Source organism: Enterobacter sp. 3U4, from assembly GCF_057224565.1.
On the sequence record NZ_CP136665.1, the window covers coordinates 66,918 to 85,215 of the forward strand.

Below are 18,298 nucleotides of genomic sequence, written 5' to 3' on the forward strand. Positions count from 1 at the left end.
CGCTAACCCTGTTTTTATACGTCTGGACGTCCAGACTACCACGATTGGAAAAAACTGCACCCGCAGGCTTATCGAATAAGCAGAAAATTTTATCAAAAATTCGCATAAGAAATTTTTACTGCGTAAGCGCAAGGAAAGTGAGCGAAAATTACGGCACCATGCAAATACTAATGAGAACTACTATCAATTCGACGACGTTTTGATATTATTACGCTCAGATTTTGTGATTTGCGTCCTGGAGATACAGAGTGGGTAATAATTTGATGCAGACGGATCTCTCCGTTTGGGGCATGTATCAGCATGCTGACATCGTGGTTAAGATTGTGATGATCGGCCTGATTCTGGCGTCCGTTGTCACCTGGGCTATCTTCTTCAGTAAAAGCGCCGAGCTGCTTTCGCAGAAGCGTCGCCTTAAGCGGGAACAGCAGCAGCTGGCTGAAGCCCGCTCTCTGGATCAGGCTTCGGATATAACCTCATCCTTCCACGCCAAAAGCCTGACCACCCTGCTCGTGAATGAAGCGCAGAACGAGCTGGAACTCTCCGCTGGCAGTGAAGATAACGAAGGTATCAAAGAGCGTACCGGTTTCCGCCTTGAGCGTCGCGTTGCGGCCGTTGGCCGACACATGGGACGCGGCAATGGTTATCTGGCGACTATCGGCGCGATCTCACCGTTCATCGGTCTTTTCGGTACGGTCTGGGGCATCATGAACAGCTTTATCGGTATCGCGCAGACCCAAACCACCAACCTGGCGGTTGTGGCGCCGGGTATCGCAGAAGCGCTGCTGGCGACGGCGATTGGTCTGGTTGCAGCGATTCCTGCGGTGGTTATCTACAACATCTTCGCGCGTATGATTGGCAGCTACAAAGCCACGCTGGGTGACGTTGCCGCGCAGGTTCTGCTGCTGCAAAGCCGCGATCTCGACCTGAATGCCAGCTCGGTTAAGCCGGTGCATGCGGCGTCTAAACTGCGCGCAGGTTGATAGTATGGCGATGCGTCTAAACGAAAATCTGGACGATAACGGCGAAATGCATGAGATCAACGTGACGCCGTTTATCGACGTCATGCTGGTTCTGCTGATTATCTTCATGGTGGCTGCGCCGCTGGCGACGGTGGATGTGAAGGTAAATCTGCCGGCATCTTCCAGCCAGCCCCAGCCGCGGCCGGAGAAGCCTGTCTACCTGTCGGTGAAGGCGGATAAATCCATGTTCCTTGGGAACGACCCGGTGACGGCCGACTCGGTCATCCCCGCGCTGGAGCAGCTTACGGGCGGTAAGAAAGACACCACGGTCTTCTTCCGTGCGGATAAAACCGTTGATTATGAAACCATGATGAAGGTAATGGACACGCTGCATCAGGCGGGTTACCTGAAGATTGGACTGGTCGGCGAAGAGAAAGCGGCCTCGAAGTGATAAAGAAGCTGGCGAAAGCCGGCTTTTTTTATGCCTGTCAGTTTATGCGTTTTTGTTATCTGTCGGTGCAGTCGAAGGGGTTGCCAGCGCGTCCTCATCCAGCGCCACGCAGGTGACGTTTGAGGTACGGTACTCACCGTCTGACAGCTTGCGCGTCAGGCGCAGGGTGGCGATTTCTCTGGCAAGCAAATACTGATAATTGGCCTCGAGACGCCCCAGAAGCTTCTCTTTCAGCTCAGGACGCTCTTCAATGATGGCATTCATCACGGCGCCGTAAATTTCTTCTTTGACCTGCAGCGGATAAATTTCACGGCGATTGTGCCATTTCAGCCGAACCAGCGTCGCCGGGATCGATACCAGGTCTTGCGTAATACGCGTCATCTCGTCATTTTTTGTGTTTCTTAGCGCGTCGAGATTTTGCTTTAAGATAAATTCATCACTTTTTTTATCATCTAAAGTCAAATAAACGTCGTTGTTTTTAACTTCTTTCACGTTAATCTTCCCCCAGGTTATAAAAAATTGGGTTGTTTTTTTCGCGCGTAATTAAGTTAAGCCAAATTTCATTGCCCGCATCATTAATTTGTTCGGTTTTCTCGGCCAATATTTGACTTAGTTTCTGGGCATCTATTTCACCCTCGGCCTGCAGGTCATTCAGCAGGTGGACAAAGGCTTCAATTTTTATGGCGCGAAATAAGCGTTCTTTTATATGGCGATCGTGCTCTTCCAGCAACATATTTCGGGATTTGCCAGTTCGGGAAACACCAATTAATATATCGGGCTCGAAATCAGAGAGCTTTCTTTTCCCCTGAGTGAAACTGGCCTCTTTTTCTGCTTCCGTCGGTTGCTGTTCCACAGGCGTAATGTGGTACTTAGCCGGGACGAGATAGTCGGGCAGCATTTTTAATTTCCTTTAATTTCAACAGGGTGGGGTTGGTAAAGGCGTGAGATTCGTTGACAATATCATGAGGCAAATTTAAAATCAAAAAAAATGGAGCCTACCCATGAACAGCATCTTTTTTACGGTCATCACATTACTATTACTGACCGCTGGTGTGCTTTTATTGATGCAGGAGTTCAATAAAACGAAAGTGTCGAAAGACGCCAGTGAACCCCCGCAACCTGAACTGATGACAAAAGAGGAAGGTGAAGACCATTTCTCTGTATTGATGAACTCCGTTACGCCTGTCTGGTACTGGCGGGTGAACCACGAATATATCGACTTTTTACACGCGACAATTAAGCGTATGAAAATGTCGGAAATTAATGATACGCCTGGACTGTTTGAGGCGCAGCGTCGCTGTAGCGATCTGAATTCAGCAGTCTATAAATATTATGACAATATCAAAAAGCGCTGTCTTAACGGCGAGAAGGTCTCTTATTCCGATCTGGACGTATTAAATTTGCGTCAGTGTTTCCGCGAATTCAGCCTGGAGGCTTATCCTGAGCTGGTGGCGCTTGTCTGGCCGGAGTACGCACGTCCCGAGGTTAACCCGGACAACGTCTGAGTGACGTACCGTTGAGTTATTGCAAACAGCCAGCGCCGTTGAGATATACTGGGCGCTGGTTTCTTTTGCAAACAGGACTTTATGGAACGCTTTTTTGAAAATGCCATGTACGCCTCCCGCTGGATACTGGCTCCCGTCTATTTTGGCCTCTCGCTGGCACTTATCGCGCTGACGATTAAGTTCTTTCAGGAAATCCTGCACGTTCTGCCGAATATCTTTTCCATTGCCGAAGCGGATTTGATTCTGGTTCTGCTGTCGCTGGTGGATATGACCCTGGTGGGCGGGCTGCTGGTGATGGTGATGTTCTCCGGCTACGAGAATTTTGTCTCCCAGCTTGATATCGACGAGCGTAAAGAGAAGCTCAGCTGGCTGGGCAAAATGGATGCCTCGTCGCTGAAGAATAAAGTGGCCGCGTCGATTGTGGCGATCTCCTCTATCCACCTGTTACGCGTGTTTATGGACGCAAAGAACGTGCCGGATAACAAACTGATGTGGTACGTCATCATCCACCTGACGTTTGTGTTGTCAGCGTTTGTGATGGGGTATCTGGATAAGATCAGTAAGAAATGAAGTACACTTTACCCCTCACCCTAACCCTCTCCCCAGAGGGGAGAGGGGACTGCTCGGTGCGGCCATTCGCCCTCTCCCCTTTGGGGAGAGGACGGGGCGAGGAGCAAGGGCATCAGCCCGCACTATTTATCCGAAGACGCCTGCCACAGATTCAACTCCCCATCCGCAACATGCTGGTCAATCCGCTTGAGTTCGTCCTCCGTAAAGCGCAGGTTTTCCAGCGCCTGAACGTTCTCTTCCAGCTGTTCCGGGCGGCTTGCGCCAATCAGCACGGACGTCACGCGCGCATCTTTCAGCAGCCAGCTTAGCGCCATCTGCGCCATAGTCTGACCGCGCGCCTGCGCCATTTCACTCAGCAAACGCAGGCTGTTCAGGTTGGCTTCGGTCAGCATTTTTTCGTTTAGACCACGCACTTTCTTGCCTTCACGCTGCATACGTGAATCTTCAGGAATACCGTTCAGGTATTTTCCGGTCAGCAGCCCCTGCGCCAGCGGGGTGAAGGCAATACACCCCGTACCGTTTGCTTCCAGGGCATCCAGCAAGCCGGTCTTATCGACCCAGCGGTTAAGCAGGTTATAGGACGGCTGGTGGATCAGCAGGGGGATCTTCCACTCGCGCAGCAGCTCGGCCATTTTTTGTGTGCGCTCTGTTGAGTAGGAGGAAATGCCCACGTACAGCGCTTTTCCGCTCTGCACGGCGTGGGCCAGCGCAGAGGCCGTCTCTTCCATCGGCGTGTTTTCATCCACGCGGTGGGAATAGAAAATATCCACATACTCGACGCCCAGACGCTTCAGGCTCTGGTCGAGGCTGGCGAGCAGATATTTGCGTGAACCACCCGAACCGTAAGGCCCCGGCCACATGTCGTATCCCGCCTTGGTGGAGATAATCAGTTCGTCGCGGTAGGCGGCAAAATCCTCCCGCAGCAGGCGGCCAAAATTCTCTTCCGCGCTACCCGGCGGTGGTCCGTAGTTATTGGCGAGATCGAAATGGGTGATGCCGAGGTCGAAGGCTTTTCGCAGCAGCGCGCGCTGGGCATCAAGAGGCTGGACGTGGCCGAAGCTATGCCACAGTCCCAGCGACAGCGCGGGCAGGCGCAGGCCACTTTTGCCGCAATAACGGTATTGCATATTCTCATAGCGGCCGGGGTAAGGGTGCCAGGACATGATGTCTCCTTTCTTATCGATAATTTTTTGAAACGTCGTTTTCATTCTGAACTTATCACATCACAAAGCGCGAAGATAATGGTTAACGGCGGCTGTGCGACTAGTGAAGCCACGCTAATTAAAAATGATCACAAAACGTTATAATTTCCCTCTTTCCTGCCGATAACGAGAGTAGTACTCGCCTCTGGGCGAACTCACCCTCACGGCAAGGAAGACTTATGAATATGCTCCGTAATTTCACGATCCGTTTCGTCATGCTGGCGATTCTCGGGATCTTTTGTTTAATGTGGGCGGGTGTTGGCTTGTACAGCACCTGGTCCCTTTCTCGCGTTTCAGATGGCAATGAAGTCGATCGCCAGCTGGTTAAACAGATGACGGTGCTCAGCCAGGGCAACGATCAGTATTTCCGCTTTGTAACCCGTCTGAGCCGCGCAATGGAAGTCAAAGCCGCAGGCGGCACGCCGGATTTAGCCTCTGCCCAGCAGGCGCTGGATAACATGGGCAAGAAGCTGGCCGAGATGAAAGCGATCTCACCAGGCCCAATGGATCAGCAGATCTCTTCCCGAGTGATCGGCACCTGGCAGGCGTTGCTCGAACAGGGCGTGACGCCGCAAATGCAGCAGGCGAAGCTGGGCGAGCTGGACGGCTATCGCCAGCAGGCCAACAACGTCACGCCACCGCTGAGCCGCGCGTTCGGTGCGGCGGCTGAAGAGTTCAACAATGCCGCCGCGAAGTCGCTCGACAGTACCCGCGTGGTGGTGGACGGCCTGACAAGCATGACCCGTACGGTGATTATCGTCGCCACGATAATCGGTCTGCTGATCCTGCTCTTCACCGACCGCTACCTGGTGGCGATGCTGGTCAAACCGCTGGATCGCATTCGCCAGCAGTTCCGCCAGATTGCCCAGGGCGATCTCAGCCAGCCCATCGAGCCGTTCGGCCGCAACTGCGTGGGCCTGCTGGTGCCGCTTCTGAGCGCCATGCAGGACAGCCTGCGCGAAGCGGTCAGCACGATTCGCTCCGGCAGTGAAAATATCTGGCGCGGCGCGACGGAAATCTCCAGCGGTAACAACGATCTCTCTTCCCGTACCGAAGAGCAGGCGGCTGCGCTGGAAGAGACGGCAGCCAGCATGGAACAGCTAACCGCCACGGTGAAACTGAACGCGGAAAGCGCGCGTCAGGCCAGCCAGCTGGCCGATGTGGCCTCAACCACCGCCAGCCGCGGCGGCTCGCTGGTGGAAGAGGTGGTGACCACCATGAGCGGGATTTCGGAAAGCTCGAAGAAAATTGCTGAAATCACCAACGTGATCAACAGCATTGCCTTCCAGACCAATATTCTGGCACTCAATGCGGCGGTTGAAGCGGCGCGCGCGGGGGAACAGGGGCGTGGTTTCGCGGTAGTGGCAGGCGAAGTTCGCAACCTGGCAAGCCGCAGCGCCAACGCGGCTAAAGAGATTGAGGGGCTGATTACCGATTCCGTTTCCCGCGTCGAGCAGGGGGCGAAGCTGGTGGGCGATACTGGCACCACAATGGATGCGATTTTGCGGGACGTGACGGAAGTGACGACCATCATGAAGCAAATTGCCTCTGCCTCCGAGGAGCAAAGCAAGGGCATTTCGCAGGTCGGGATCGCCATTACCCAGATGGATGGCGTTACCCAGCAAAACGCCTCGCTGGTGGAGGAAGTTTCCGCGGCGGCGGCGGCGCTGGAGCGTCAGACCGAAGATCTTCAGCGCTCGGTACAGAAGTTCCGCCTGACAGCGTAATGCAGCGTTATAAGGCCGCCTTGTGCGGTCTTATATTATTAACGCCTTCCTCATTCAGCGGCGCTGAAACTGCTATTCTTTTGCTAACCCCTGACGTTCTGGGCTCTCTTCTACGAGGTGTTGCTATGAACAGATCGTTATCTTTTATCCCCGTCCTTTCTCTCATTTTTCTGACGCTTTTCTCGGTTTCCGCCAGTGCGACCCAGCAGGCGCAGGAACGGCGCGTAGCGCGTGATGTCAGGCAGGATACCCGCGACGCGTCGCGGCAGGTGAAGCAGACCTGCGTGGCGAACAATAACCAGAGTAATCACGACTGCCGTCAGGACAAGCGCCAGATGAAACAGTCCGGCAGACAAAAAGCGCGAGATATTAAGTATTAACATAACAGGTGAGGCGGCACGCAAGCCTATTTCTTGCCGCCTTTTTAAAAAACGTAATTGAATATTTTTTAAATATTAAGTTATTGGTTTGTAGCAATATATTTGGCATTTTATGCACATTCCAGAACATGAAAATTAATATTGTCTTAAGATTCAGTCGACATAATGAATTATCTTCTTGATACCGGAAATAATTCAATTTATGAAAAACCGTATTATTTTATTTGCTGCCATGGCAGGTTTGGCCGTGGTCAATACAGCGATGGCCCAGAGCGTCACGGTCGATGTCCCTGCCGGGTATAAGGTCGTGATTGTTCCGCAGTCAGCCACGGTTCCGGAGGCGGTAACCGTTGCGCCAGCTCCGTCACAAACTGTCTATGCCGCGCCAGCACCGGCCCCGGTTTATCATCCGCGTGCACGTCATATGGCGAGCGTGGCGGAAGGGATGGTGATTGAACATCAATATGACGATCATCATTGATCGTGAATGAAGGGTTCGCCGGGCAAACGTATGTCGCCCGGCGATATTTCTTAGTGAGTTGCTTCCCCAATCAGCGCGCCCGAACCCGCGCCCACCGCCGCGCCCTTGAGCACGTTCTTGCCGGTCACCGCTGCAGCGCCAGCGCCAACGACGGCACCCACAGCACCGCCTTTACGCGCGGCTTTGCCTTTCTCACCACTTTTGAACATGGCTCCTGTACCGGCACCGACGACGGCACCTCCGACGGTCGATTTGAGATCTTTGCCTGTCGCAGCACCAATGGCCGCGCCGGCAATGGCTCCGCCGGCGGTTTTATCTATGGCCATGCCAGAGGCAGAGAAAATCAATGTGCTGACGATTAGCGCGGTTTTAATCACTTTCATAACAGTTCCTTTGTGACTGCTGTAGGTTGATACTCTGCTTCACTCACCCAGGTGGAGAGAAGCGTCCAGGATACTGCCAGCAAAACTGGCCCGACCATTAGGCCGATCATGCCCCAGGTCAACATTCCTCCAATGACACCCGCCATAATCAGCAACAGCGAGGTATCCGCGCCGCGCTTGATCAGCATCGGTTTAAGAATGTTATCCAGCGAACCGGCGATAAATGTCCAGATGAGCAGCAGTGAGCCGCTCCAGTGATAGCCGCTATAAAACAGCCAGACAGACGCTGGCAGCATAATTATGACGGGACCAAGCTGCATCAGGCAGAGCAAAAAAATTATCCCGCTCAACAATGCCGCTGAGGGGATCCCGCAAACGAACAGGCCCAGCCCGGCGACGGTAGCCTGGATGACGGCGGTGAGCACCACGCCCATCGCCACCGCCTGGACTGTTTTCCCCGCGAGAATAATCGCGGAATCCCCGCGTTCACGGGCGATACGCCAGCCAAATTTACGCAGCCCTCTGGCGATAGTCTGCCCGTGAAGATAAAACGCCAGACATGCAATCAACATCAGCACACCGTTGACTAATAACGCGCCAAACTGCGACAGCCCTTTCATCGTTATTAGCGCGATTTTCATCACCCACGGTTTAAGGGTGGTGAAAAAATTATCGGTGTAATGAGTGGTAAAAGCGTGCCATTTATCATGTAGATGCTCGCCAATCAGGGGAATATTTAGCAGAAAATCAAACTGTGGAAGGTGCGATTTATCAAGGTGCATTAGCCAGTTAAGGGTGTTTTCTATCGCCAGAGAAAGCATGCCTGCACTGAAAATAATCGGCATCACAAACATGGCGCTCAAAAAGAGCATCATCAGGGCAATGGCGACGCCTTTGTGTCCGTTGAGTTTTCGTGTTACCAGCATAAACAGCGGCCAGGTGGCAATCACTATCAGCCCAGCCCAGACCACGCTCAGCAGAAAAGGATGGAGCAGCCAGAGGGCGCAACACAGAAGTGTCAGGATGATGATAGTACTGAACAGGGTTTGCGGCAGATCGCGCGCGGGTTTAACGGCATACATCAGTGGGACACTTCCTGTGTGTTATTAATCTTGCGCAGATCGTTCAAATGGACGTCCATTTGCGGGAAAGGCATCTGAATATGATTGTCATCCAGCGCGTTTTTGATGTTCTCCATCAGGTCGTAATAGACGTCCCAGTAGTGTCTGTTTTCCGTCCAGACACGCACCACAAAATTGAGCGATGACGGGGCAAATTCGCTCAACCGAATGGTGTAGCCTTTACTGTGCAAAATGCGCGGGTCGAGCATCACGACCGTTTTCAACACGCTTTTAATGTGTTCAATCGAGGTGTTGTAGTCCACGCCAAGTGTGATATCCACACGACGTTCTTTCTGACGGGAGAAGTTAGTGATTTCACTGGCAATGATTTTGCCGTTAGGTACCACAACGACTTTGTTGTCTGATGTGCGTAGCGTGGTGGAAAAGATATGCACTTCTTCGATAGTGCCCGCCACCGCGCCGACGCTGGCATATTCACCTGCGCGAATCGGTCGCAGCGTCACAAGCAGCACGCCAGCGGCGAAGTTAGCCAGCGAACCCTGTAGCGCCAGACCGATGGCTAAGCCTGCCGCACCGATCACGGCGATGATAGAAGACGTTTCAACCCCGATACGTCCGAGTGCAGCGATGGCCGCAAAGGCTACCATCGCGTAGCGCAGCAGCGCGCTACAGAACTGGGTAATGGTCTTGTCGACGTTGCGGCTGAGGAGCAGGCGTTTAAACCCGGCGCTGGTGATCCGTGCAATAAAAACGCCCGTGCAGAGGATAAACACGGCACCAAGCAGGTTAATAATGCCCTGTACAATGACGGATTCATTATTGCTGACCCAGAAAATAAATTGCCTGACGCCAGGAAAAGCTTCGAACTTCATAGCGAAAATCCATTTGCGGAAATCGCTATTATAACGAGGGCAGAACGTATGCCTGTGGTAATAAAGGGTCCAAAAATGGAGTCTGACATACCGGGTGGCGCTGCGCTTACCCGGCCTATAGTGATTCCCTCTCCCCGTGGGAGAGGGTTAGGGTGAGGGCATCAAACCGCTGGCCTTAGCCCTGACGCTTATCTTCCGTATTGGTCTCGAAATCGCTCGCCGCGTGGCGTTCGTGGAGCTGCTCATTCAGCTCGCCGCTGGTGCGGTTAACGATACGTCCGCGCTTAACGGCATGGCGATTCGCCACGTCTTTCGCCCAGCGCTGGACGTTGGTGTACTTCCCGGCGTCCAGGAACTCGGCGGCGTTGTACACGCTGCCCAGCGCCACGCAGCCGAACCACGGCCAGATGGCGATATCCGCGATGGTGTACTCCTCACCCGCCACGTAGCGTCCGCGCGCCAGCTGTTTATCCAGCACGTCGAACAGGCGTTTGGCTTCCATGGTGAAGCGGTCAATCGCGTACTCGATTTTCACCGGGGCATAGTTGTAGAAGTGGCCAAAACCGCCGCCGAGGAACGGCGCCGCGCCCTGCAGCCAGAACAGCCAGTTCAGCGTCTCGGTGCGTCCCGCCGGATCTTTCGGCAGGAAGTGGCCGAACTTCTCTGCCAGATAAAGCAGAATATTGCCGGATTCAAATACGCGCGTTGGCGGGTTCGTGGAGTGGTCACGAAGCGCCGGTATTTTCGAGTTCGGGTTCACCTCAACAAATCCGCTGGAGAACTGATCGCCCTCGCCGATGCGGATCAACCAGGCGTCATACTCTGCGCCCGTCACGCCCAGCGCCAGCAGCTCTTCAAGCATGATCGTCACTTTCTGGCCGTTCGGTGTCCCCAGCGAGTAGAGCTGCAGCGGGTGCGAACCGACAGGAAGATCTTTCTCATGGGTTGCGCCGGAAATGGGGCGGTTGATGTTGGCGAACGCGCCGCCGTTGTTCTTTTTCCATTCCCACACTTTTGGTGGCTGATACGTGTTGTCTGACATGTTGGCCTGCCTTTTGAGTGATGTGTTGAGGCAGTGTAGCAGGAGATTTGTGAAGCGTTTAACGAACTGAGCGTAATCGATCTGCCTCTATTCCTTCCGGCGCTTATATATATCAAATCCGGCATAAGCTTAATCGAAAATCGCATTTTCATAATTAATGCGTTAACCGATAAAGCTGCATATGATGCTTCAACATAAATAAAAGATGCAGTAATAAACACTTTATAAGGCAAGGAGTTAGTGAGATGCGCAAGCTTCTGTTATCGGCAGTGGTCGTTTCGCTCGCGTTAGGCCTGGCGGGCTGTGATGATGCGAAAAATAAAGAAACAAATACGCCCTCAGCGGCAAAAAGCGACGCGCCAAAAGAGGGCGGTTCGCTAATTATTGGAATTACCTCTGGCGACCCGTTAGCCGTTAATCCGCTCTATGCCAGCGACCGCACAACGTTAACCATCATGCAGGCGCTGTATGCTCCCCTGTATAGCTTCAACAACGGTAAGATCGAATGGGGCCTGGCGGAAAGCCTGACGCCCTCCGCCGACAACCTGAGCTATACCCTGACGTTAAAACCCAATCTGAAATGGCAGGACGGCCAGCCGCTGACGGCGGACGACGTGGTCTTTACGTTCAATAAGCTGCTGGATGCCAAACAGCACAGCTTTTTCCGCAGCATGTTTACCTACGGCGATAAGCCGGTACAGGTTAGCAAGGTTGACGACCGCACCGTTAAGTTCACCTTACCGCAGGTCAGCGCGGCCTTTACCGGCACCCTGGTTCAGATCTACCCGATCCCGCAGCACGTTTTCGCCGGTGAAGGCGATCTGGAAAAGAGCAGCAAAAACGATGCACCGGTAGGCTCCGGGCCGTTCAAATTTAAAGAGTACCGCGCCGGGCAGTACTACGCCCTGACCCGTTTTGACGATTACTGGAACGGCAAAGCGAAGCTTGATTCGGTCACCTACCGTTTCGCCAAAGACAGTAACGCCGCCAACCTTGCGCTGCAAAACGGGGAAATCAACCTCAAGATGGTTGACCCGCAGGATGTGAACCGCCTGAAAAATACCGGTAAGTTTGACTTCGTGGTCTATCCGGAAGGCCGTCTGGCCTATATGACGTTCAACCAGAACGTGCCGGTGATGAAGAGCAAAGAACTCCGTCAGGCCATTGCTTACGCCATCAACAAAGACGAGCTGACCCAGACCGCGTTTACCTCGCTGGACTATGCTAAACCGGCAACGTCTTTCCTGACGCCCGATACGCTTTACAAGACGGATGACGTTGAACAGTACAAATTCGATCTGCAAAAAGCCAAAGATCTGCTGAAGACGTCCGGCGCGCCGGACAACCTCAAGCTGCGCCTGGCGTATGTGAACACCAACAAAACCCAGGAGAGTATGGCGCTCTATATTCAGCAGGCGCTGAAGGGTATCGGAGTGAACGTGGAGCTGATGCCGCTGGACTCCAACGCCATGTCTCAGCGCAGCCTCGATATGAACAACACCGCGTGGGAGCTGAACCTGGGCGGCTACATCATGGGCTCCGAGCCGGACGGTTACAAATCGCTGTTCATGAGCAACGAAGCCTATAACTACGCGCACTATAAAAATCCGCAGTTTGATGCCCTGTGGGATAAAGGCGCCGTGGAAACCGACGCCGCGAAACGGGCTGATATCTACAAGCAAATTCAGCAGACCGTGGCGAACGACATGACCTACTACCCGATTGCCTACACCAATGCGACCGTCGCGGTGGACAAGCGTTTTGGCGGCACCGAGGAGGCAGAGCCGAAACCGGTCTATCTGTTCTAGGATCTGTCAAAAATCTATCAGAAATAAGTAATTGCCCCGGCCGTCAGGTCGGGGATTTTGTAAGGGCATGTCGTGAACACACTTCTCACGCGTCGGCTGCTGCAGCTGTTGCCGATGCTGTTCTTTATTTCACTGGTGGCGTTTTTGCTGGTCAAACTGGCGCCCGGCGATCCGGTGGCGGCGTACATTACGCCGCGCATGGCCCCGGAAGATATCGAACGTATTCGCCAGAGCCTGGGGCTGGATAAGCCGCTGGTTACGCAGTACGTCCTGTGGCTGAAAAACGTCCTGCAGGGCGATCTCGGCTATTCGCTGATTTACCACCGCCCGGTGCTGGAGATGATCGGCGAACGCATTCCGGCCACGCTGGGGCTGATGGGCGCGTCGCTGCTGATGGCGATCGTGCTGGCGATCCCGCTGGGCCTGCTGGCGGGGGCATTTAAGCACCGCTGGCTGGATCACGTGCTGAACCTTTTCGCCTATATTGGCATCTCGGTACCGATTTTCTGGTTCGGCATTCTGCTTATCACCGTTTTTGCCGTGCAGCTTAACTGGTTCCCCAGCATGGGGATGCGCACCATCGGCATGGAGGATAACGCGCTGGACGTGTTGCGTCACGGCGTGCTGCCGTGTATTGCCCTCACGTTCTACAACCTCTCCAGCTACGTGCGCTACATCCGCTCCAACACCATCTCGCAGCTCTCGGCCGATTACGTGCAGACCCAGCTGGCTTACGGCGCGACGCGTTCCAGCATTCTGTTTCGCCACGTGCTGAAAAACGTGCTGCTGCCGGTGATTACCCTGTTCGGCCTGTCGTTCGGTGAGCTGATTGTGGGCGCTTATGTAACCGAGAGCGTCTTCTCCTGGCCGGGGATGGGGCTGCTTGGGATCCAGTCGATCGCCTCGCTGGACTACCCGCTGATCATGGCGATCATCATGCTCTCGTCGATGATGCTGATCGTCGGTAACCTGATCGCCGATGTGCTTTATCGCTTCGCCGATCCCCGCATTCGTACGCTGAGGTAACCCGGATGAGCAGACGCTGGCAGCAGGTTCGTCACCAGCTGCGCCGCAACCGTCCGGCGCAGTTCTCCCTGTTTGTGCTTTTTATTTTCGTTGTCGCCGCGCTCTGTGCGGGCTTAAGCCCGTACGATCCGGATCGGATGGCGCTCGGCGCGCGCACGCTACCGCCGGATGCCGCGCACTGGTTCGGCACCGACGAGTATGGCCGCGACTACTTTACCCGCGCGCTGTATGGCGGCCAGATCTCCCTGATGGTCGGTTTTCTCGCCATGCTCTTTTCCACGCTTATCGGTACGGTGGTGGGAACGGTGAGCGGCTATTTCGGCGGCTGGCTGGATAACCTGATGATGCGCGCCGTGGATATCCTGATGGCCATTCCGGCCTTCTTCCTGCTGCTGGTGGTTAATGCTTACCTGAAGCCGGGCGTGGATAACATCATTCTGATTATCAGCCTGCTGACGTGGATGAACATGTCGCGGCTGGTGCGCGCAGAAACCCTATCGGTGAAAGAGCGCGAGTATGTGCTTTATGCCCGCGCATCGGGGGAAAACCCGCTGCGTATTATCGTGCGCCACATTATTCCCGGCGTGCTGCCGACCATTATCGTGGCCGCCACGCTCAATATCGCCTCGGCCATTCTGATGGAGTCGACGCTCAGCTTCTTAGGGCTGGGCGTGCAGGCGCCGGCGGCGTCGTGGGGAAGCATGCTCAACAACGCCCAGTCTTATATTGGCGAAGCGTCGTGGCTGGCGATGTTCCCCGGCATTCTTATCCTGCTGACGGTGTTCAGCTTTAACGTGCTGGGCGATGTGTTCCGTACCGCCTTTGAGCCGGGAGCGAATCGCGATGAGTAACTTATTAGCGCTTGAGAACCTGCAAACCACCTTCCGCACCCGCGAGGGAGAGGTTCACGCGGTGCGCGGCGTGAGCTTTCAGGTGCAGCCGGGCGAACTCGTCGGCATCGTCGGCGAGTCGGGCTGCGGGAAAAGCGTCACCTGTAAGTCGATTATCCAGCTTCTGGGAAACAACGGACGGATAACCGGCGGCAGCATCCGCTTCCAGAATGACGATCTGGCGCAGAAAACCCCTGCGCAGATGCGCGCCATTCGCGGCAACGAGATCGCGATGATTTTCCAGGATCCGATGACCGCACTGAACCCGGTGCTGACTATCGGCAAGCAGATGGCTGAGATCCTGATGCGCAACAAAGGGCTGACCAAAAATGCGGCCAAAGCGGCGACCATCGCCATGCTGGAACAGGTGGGCATTGCTGAGGCGGAACGCCGATACGACCAGTATCCCCACGAGTTTAGCGGCGGGATGCGCCAGCGGGTGATGATCGCCATTGCGCTCTCCTGCAATCCGAAGCTTCTTATTGCCGATGAGCCGACCACCGCGCTGGACGTCACCATTCAGGCGCAGATCCTGCGCCTGCTGAAAAGTCTGCAGCAGCAGACCCGGACCGCGATTCTGCTAATAACTCACGATCTCGGCGTGGTGGCGCAGGTCTGCAGCCGCGTGGTGGTGATGTACGGCGGGCTGGTGATGGAGGAGGGGAGCGTGGAGGACATTTTTTATCGCCCTGCGCATCCTTACACCCAGGGGCTGCTGGCCTCGCTGCCGCGCCCGGATGAAGTCAATCAACGCTTATCGCCCATTGAAGGCGCGCCGCCTGGCCTGCTTAACCCGCCGCCGGGCTGTCCGTTCGCCGAACGCTGCCCGAAACGCCTGCCCCAGTGCGAACGGCAGCCCGCCTTTTACGCTATGGGAGAAGGCCATCGCGCCGCCTGCTGGCTATGGGCCGATAAGGAGATTCAGGCATGAGTGAACAACAGGCTCCATTAGTGAGCGTGCGCGATCTGCGCAAACACTTTCCGCTAAACGGCGGTGTGCTGCGTAAAGGCGCGGCCGTGAAGGCGGTTGATGGCGTGAGCTTTGATATCCAGCCCGGCGAGACGTTTGGCCTGGTGGGCGAATCCGGCTGCGGAAAATCCACCCTCGGGCGCGCCATACTGCGCCTTTTCGATATTACCTCCGGCGAGATCCACTTTGCCGGGCAGGCGATCGCCCACGCCCGCGAAAAAGAGCTTAAGCCGCTGCGTAAACGGATGCAGGCGATTTTTCAGGATCCTTACTCCTCGCTCAACCCCGGCATGACGGTGCGGCAGCTGGTGGCCGAGCCGATGCAGATCCACGGCTACAGCCGTGAAGAACAGCGGGAACGGACGGAAACGCTGCTCTACAAAGTGGGGCTGAAGCAGGAGCACCTTGAGCGGTTCCCGCATGAGTTCAGCGGCGGGCAGCGCCAGCGCATCAGTATTGCCCGCGCGTTGTCCGTGCGTCCCGAGTTTGTGCTGTGCGATGAGCCGCTCTCGGCGCTGGACGTCTCTGTACAGGCGCAGGTGGTGAATATTCTGCAGGATCTGCAGCAGGAGCTGGGGCTGACCTATCTGTTTATCGCCCACGATCTCTCGATGGTGCGCCATATCTCCAGCCGCATTGGGGTGATGTATCTCGGTAAGCTGGTGGAGATGGCCCCGGCGAATGAACTGTATCAGCGTCCGGCGCACCCTTACACTCGCGCGCTGCTGGCGGCGGTTCCCCTGCCCGATCCGCGGATTCGCAACCTTGAAGACGCGAACCTGCGCGGCGAAATGCCCGGCCCTACGTCCGCGCTGCCGGGCTGTAAGTTTTGCAGCCGATGCCCGCACGCCATGCCGGTTTGCCAGACGCAGGAGCCTGCCATGCGGGAGATTGCGCCAGGGCATTTCGCGGCGTGCTGGCTGTTTAACATGTAGTTAATGCGCCGCGCAGGTGTATGATAAACGCTCCTCTGTCTGGTTAATTACAACGTGCAGACGACGACAACCCATAAAAAATTGCCGCCTGCCTGTTTTAGGTTGGATACATGCGTAAAGGAAAGTTAAGCAGTGATGCGCCATTCGGGACATTGTTAGGCTATGCGCCCGGTGGCGTGGCGATTTACTCTTCAAATTACGGCAGTCTGGACCCGCGCAACTACCCGCAAGATGCGGATTTCCGCAGCTATATCGGCAACGAATACATGGGCCACAAGTGGCAGTGCGTTGAATTTGCCCGCCGTTTCCTGTTCCTCAACTATGGCTTCGTGTTTACCGACGTCGGTATGGCGTGGGAAATCTTCTCCCTGCGCTTTTTGCGTCAGGTGGTTAACGATAACATTCTGCCCCTTCAGGCTTTTGCCAACGGTTCAAAACGCGCGCCGCGTGCCGGGGCGCTGCTGATCTGGCAAAAGGGCGGCGAGTTTCATGATACCGGCCACGTGGCGGTGATCACCCAGCTTCTGGACGATAAGGTGCGTATCGCCGAGCAGAACGTAATTCACTCCCCGCTGCCGCTCGGGCAGCAGTGGACGCGCGAGCTGCGTCTGAGCGTGGAGAACGGGTGTTATACAATCCATGACACCTTCAACGACACGGAGATCCTCGGCTGGATGATCCAGACCGACGACACGGAACACAGCATTCCCCAGCCGGTAATCGACGGCGAACTGCTGAAGATCGGCGGCGCGCGGCTGAAAAACACGCGTCAGTTCGACGGAAAATGGCTTAACGAAAATGACGCATTGCAGCAGGCGTATATCCGCGCCAACGGCCATGTGATCAACAAAGATCCCTGCCAGTACTTCACCATTACCGAAAGCGCCGAGCAGGAGCTGATCAAGGCCACCAACGAGCTGCACCTGATGTATCTGCACGCGACGGACAAGGTGCTCAAAGACGACAGCCTGCTGGCGCTTTTCGACATCCCGAAAATCCTCTGGCCGCGCCTGCGCCTCTCCTGGCAGTGGCGTCGCCATCATATGATCACCGGTCGTATGGATTTCTGCATGGATGAGCGCGGCATCAAGGTCTACGAGTACAACGCCGACTCCGCCTCCTGCCATACCGAGGGCGGACTTATCCTTGAGGAGTGGGTGAAAAATGGCTATCGCGGCAACGGGCATAACCCGGCGGAAGGCCTGCTGGAAGAGCTGACCGGCGCCTGGAAGCATAGCCACGCGCGGCCGTTCGTCCACATCATGCAGGACAACGATGTCGAAGAGGGCTATCACGCGCTCTTTATTCAGCGTTCGCTGATGCAGGCTGGTTTCGAAACCAAAATCCTGCACGGGCTGGAGGCGCTCAGCTGGGATGCCGCCGGACAGCTGATTGACGACGAAGGTCGCCACGTCAACTGCGTGTGGAAAACATGGGCGTGGGAGACGGCGATTGAGCAGATCCGCGAGGTCAGTGAAACCGAATACGCCGCCGTGCCGATCCGCACCGGACATCCTGAAGGCGAAGTGCGCCTGATTGACGTCCTGCTGCGCCCGGAGGTGCTGGTCTTTGAACCGCTGTGGACCGTCATTCCCGGCAACAAGGCGATTCTTCCGGTGCTGTGGCAGCTGTTCCCGAATCACCGTTACCTGCTCGACACCGATTTTGAGGTTAACGATCTGCTGAAGCAGACCGGCTATGCCGTCAAGCCGATTGCCGGACGCTGCGGCAGCAATATCGACCTGATTAGCGCCCAGGACGAACTGCTGGATAAATCCAGCGGCAAGTTTGTCGACCGTAAAAACATCTACCAGCAGCTGTGGTGCCTGCCGAAGGTTGACGGCAAGTACATACAGGTTTGCACCTTCACCGTGGGCGGGAACTACGGCGGAACCTGTCTGCGCGGCGATGACTCGCTGGTGGTGAAGAAAGAGAGCGATATCGAGCCGCTGATCGTGGTTAAAGATAAGTAGTTCTTACCCGCAATAAAAAAGCCCCCGCACGGCATCCTGCGG

General features: G+C 55.3%; 20 protein-coding genes. 13 read left to right on the forward strand and 7 right to left on the reverse strand.

The genetic code is table 11. From position 1 onward, the window contains the following. Positions 1-248 precede the first annotated feature (248 nt). Together exbB and exbD are read left to right on the forward strand one after the other, a co-directional pair. Positions 249-980 (forward strand): tol-pal system-associated acyl-CoA thioesterase, encoded by a 732-nt coding sequence (exbB, locus tag RVY89_RS00335; RefSeq protein WP_484826562.1) that lies wholly within the window; start codon positions 249-251, stop codon positions 978-980. Between the two features lie 4 nt (positions 981-984). Then, positions 985-1,410 carry a TonB system transport protein ExbD gene (gene exbD / locus RVY89_RS00340; protein WP_023333404.1) on the forward strand — a complete coding sequence of 142 codons (426 nt, stop codon included), beginning with the start codon at positions 985-987 and terminating at the stop codon, positions 1,408-1,410. Positions 1,411-1,452: 42 nt separating this feature from the next. Here exbD and RVY89_RS00345 read toward each other — a convergent pair whose 3' ends face one another. Next, complete coding sequence (locus RVY89_RS00345) at positions 1,453-1,902, reverse strand: cytoplasmic protein (RefSeq protein ID WP_484826563.1); 450 nt, start codon at positions 1,900-1,902, stop codon at positions 1,453-1,455. Position 1,903: 1 nt separating this feature from the next. Further along, positions 1,904-2,308, reverse strand: a complete 405-nt coding sequence (locus tag RVY89_RS00350; protein WP_484826564.1) for a hypothetical protein — start codon at positions 2,306-2,308, stop codon at positions 1,904-1,906. A gap of 103 nt (positions 2,309-2,411) precedes the next feature. Between RVY89_RS00350 and RVY89_RS00355 the strand changes: the two genes are divergently transcribed. Continuing rightward, positions 2,412-2,915 carry an ESA_00282 family adhesion-associated protein gene (locus RVY89_RS00355; protein ID WP_111963268.1) on the forward strand — a complete coding sequence of 168 codons (504 nt, stop codon included), beginning with the start codon at positions 2,412-2,414 and terminating at the stop codon, positions 2,913-2,915. 81 nt (positions 2,916-2,996) lie between these two features. Continuing rightward, a complete protein-coding gene (locus tag RVY89_RS00360; protein WP_008499805.1) occupies positions 2,997-3,485 on the forward strand; it encodes a TIGR00645 family protein in 489 nt (162 codons plus the stop codon). 122 nt (positions 3,486-3,607) lie between these two features. Here RVY89_RS00360 and RVY89_RS00365 read toward each other — a convergent pair whose 3' ends face one another. Next, entirely contained in the window at positions 3,608-4,648 is a 1,041-nt protein-coding gene (locus RVY89_RS00365; protein ID WP_371897808.1) for an aldo/keto reductase, read from the reverse strand. A 218-nt stretch (positions 4,649-4,866) separates the two neighbouring features. Here RVY89_RS00365 and RVY89_RS00370 point away from each other — a divergent pair, with 218 nt between their 5' ends. From RVY89_RS00370 to RVY89_RS00380, 3 genes are all read left to right on the forward strand, one after another. After that, positions 4,867-6,414: a methyl-accepting chemotaxis protein gene (locus RVY89_RS00370; RefSeq protein ID WP_484826565.1), complete on the forward strand. Its 1,548-nt coding sequence runs from the start codon at positions 4,867-4,869 to the stop codon at positions 6,412-6,414. A gap of 125 nt (positions 6,415-6,539) precedes the next feature. Beyond that, positions 6,540-6,794 (forward strand): hypothetical protein, encoded by a 255-nt coding sequence (locus tag RVY89_RS00375; protein WP_484826566.1) that lies wholly within the window; start codon positions 6,540-6,542, stop codon positions 6,792-6,794. A 202-nt stretch (positions 6,795-6,996) separates the two neighbouring features. Then, positions 6,997-7,275, forward strand: a complete 279-nt coding sequence (locus RVY89_RS00380) for a hypothetical protein (protein ID WP_484826567.1) — start codon at positions 6,997-6,999, stop codon at positions 7,273-7,275. 50 nt (positions 7,276-7,325) lie between these two features. On the opposite strand, the gene RVY89_RS00385 is transcribed toward RVY89_RS00380, so the two are convergent. The 4 genes from RVY89_RS00385 to yghU form a co-directional block, all read right to left on the reverse strand. Further along, positions 7,326-7,658, reverse strand: a complete 333-nt coding sequence (locus RVY89_RS00385; protein WP_262765028.1) for a glycine zipper family protein — start codon at positions 7,656-7,658, stop codon at positions 7,326-7,328. Continuing rightward, positions 7,655-8,740 (reverse strand): AI-2E family transporter YdiK, encoded by a 1,086-nt coding sequence (ydiK, locus tag RVY89_RS00390; protein WP_484826568.1) that lies wholly within the window; start codon positions 8,738-8,740, stop codon positions 7,655-7,657. The genes RVY89_RS00385 and ydiK overlap by 4 nt, the downstream gene beginning before the upstream one ends. Further along, entirely contained in the window at positions 8,740-9,612 is an 873-nt protein-coding gene (gene mscS, locus RVY89_RS00395; protein WP_484826569.1) for a small-conductance mechanosensitive channel MscS, read from the reverse strand. Before mscS ends, ydiK begins: the two co-directional genes overlap by 1 nt. A gap of 175 nt (positions 9,613-9,787) precedes the next feature. After that, positions 9,788-10,654: a glutathione-dependent disulfide-bond oxidoreductase gene (gene yghU, locus RVY89_RS00400; protein ID WP_484826570.1), complete on the reverse strand. Its 867-nt coding sequence runs from the start codon at positions 10,652-10,654 to the stop codon at positions 9,788-9,790. A 245-nt stretch (positions 10,655-10,899) separates the two neighbouring features. Here yghU and RVY89_RS00405 point away from each other — a divergent pair, with 245 nt between their 5' ends. From RVY89_RS00405 to gss, 6 genes are all read left to right on the forward strand, one after another. Further along, on the forward strand, positions 10,900-12,462 hold the full coding sequence (locus RVY89_RS00405) for an ABC transporter substrate-binding protein (protein ID WP_484826571.1): 1,563 nt from the start codon (positions 10,900-10,902) through the stop codon (positions 12,460-12,462). A gap of 72 nt (positions 12,463-12,534) precedes the next feature. Further along, a complete protein-coding gene (locus RVY89_RS00410) occupies positions 12,535-13,488 on the forward strand; it encodes an ABC transporter permease (RefSeq protein WP_371897814.1) in 954 nt (317 codons plus the stop codon). Positions 13,489-13,493: 5 nt separating this feature from the next. Continuing rightward, a complete protein-coding gene (locus RVY89_RS00415) occupies positions 13,494-14,339 on the forward strand; it encodes an ABC transporter permease (protein WP_021242100.1) in 846 nt (281 codons plus the stop codon). After that, positions 14,332-15,309: an ABC transporter ATP-binding protein gene (locus RVY89_RS00420; RefSeq protein WP_484826572.1), complete on the forward strand. Its 978-nt coding sequence runs from the start codon at positions 14,332-14,334 to the stop codon at positions 15,307-15,309. Before RVY89_RS00415 ends, RVY89_RS00420 begins: the two co-directional genes overlap by 8 nt. Further along, entirely contained in the window at positions 15,306-16,283 is a 978-nt protein-coding gene (locus RVY89_RS00425; RefSeq protein ID WP_484826573.1) for an ABC transporter ATP-binding protein, read from the forward strand. The genes RVY89_RS00420 and RVY89_RS00425 overlap by 4 nt, the downstream gene beginning before the upstream one ends. Before the next feature lie 110 nt (positions 16,284-16,393). Then, a complete protein-coding gene (gss, locus tag RVY89_RS00430) occupies positions 16,394-18,256 on the forward strand; it encodes a bifunctional glutathionylspermidine amidase/synthase (protein ID WP_484826574.1) in 1,863 nt (620 codons plus the stop codon). Positions 18,257-18,298: the final 42 nt, after the last annotated feature.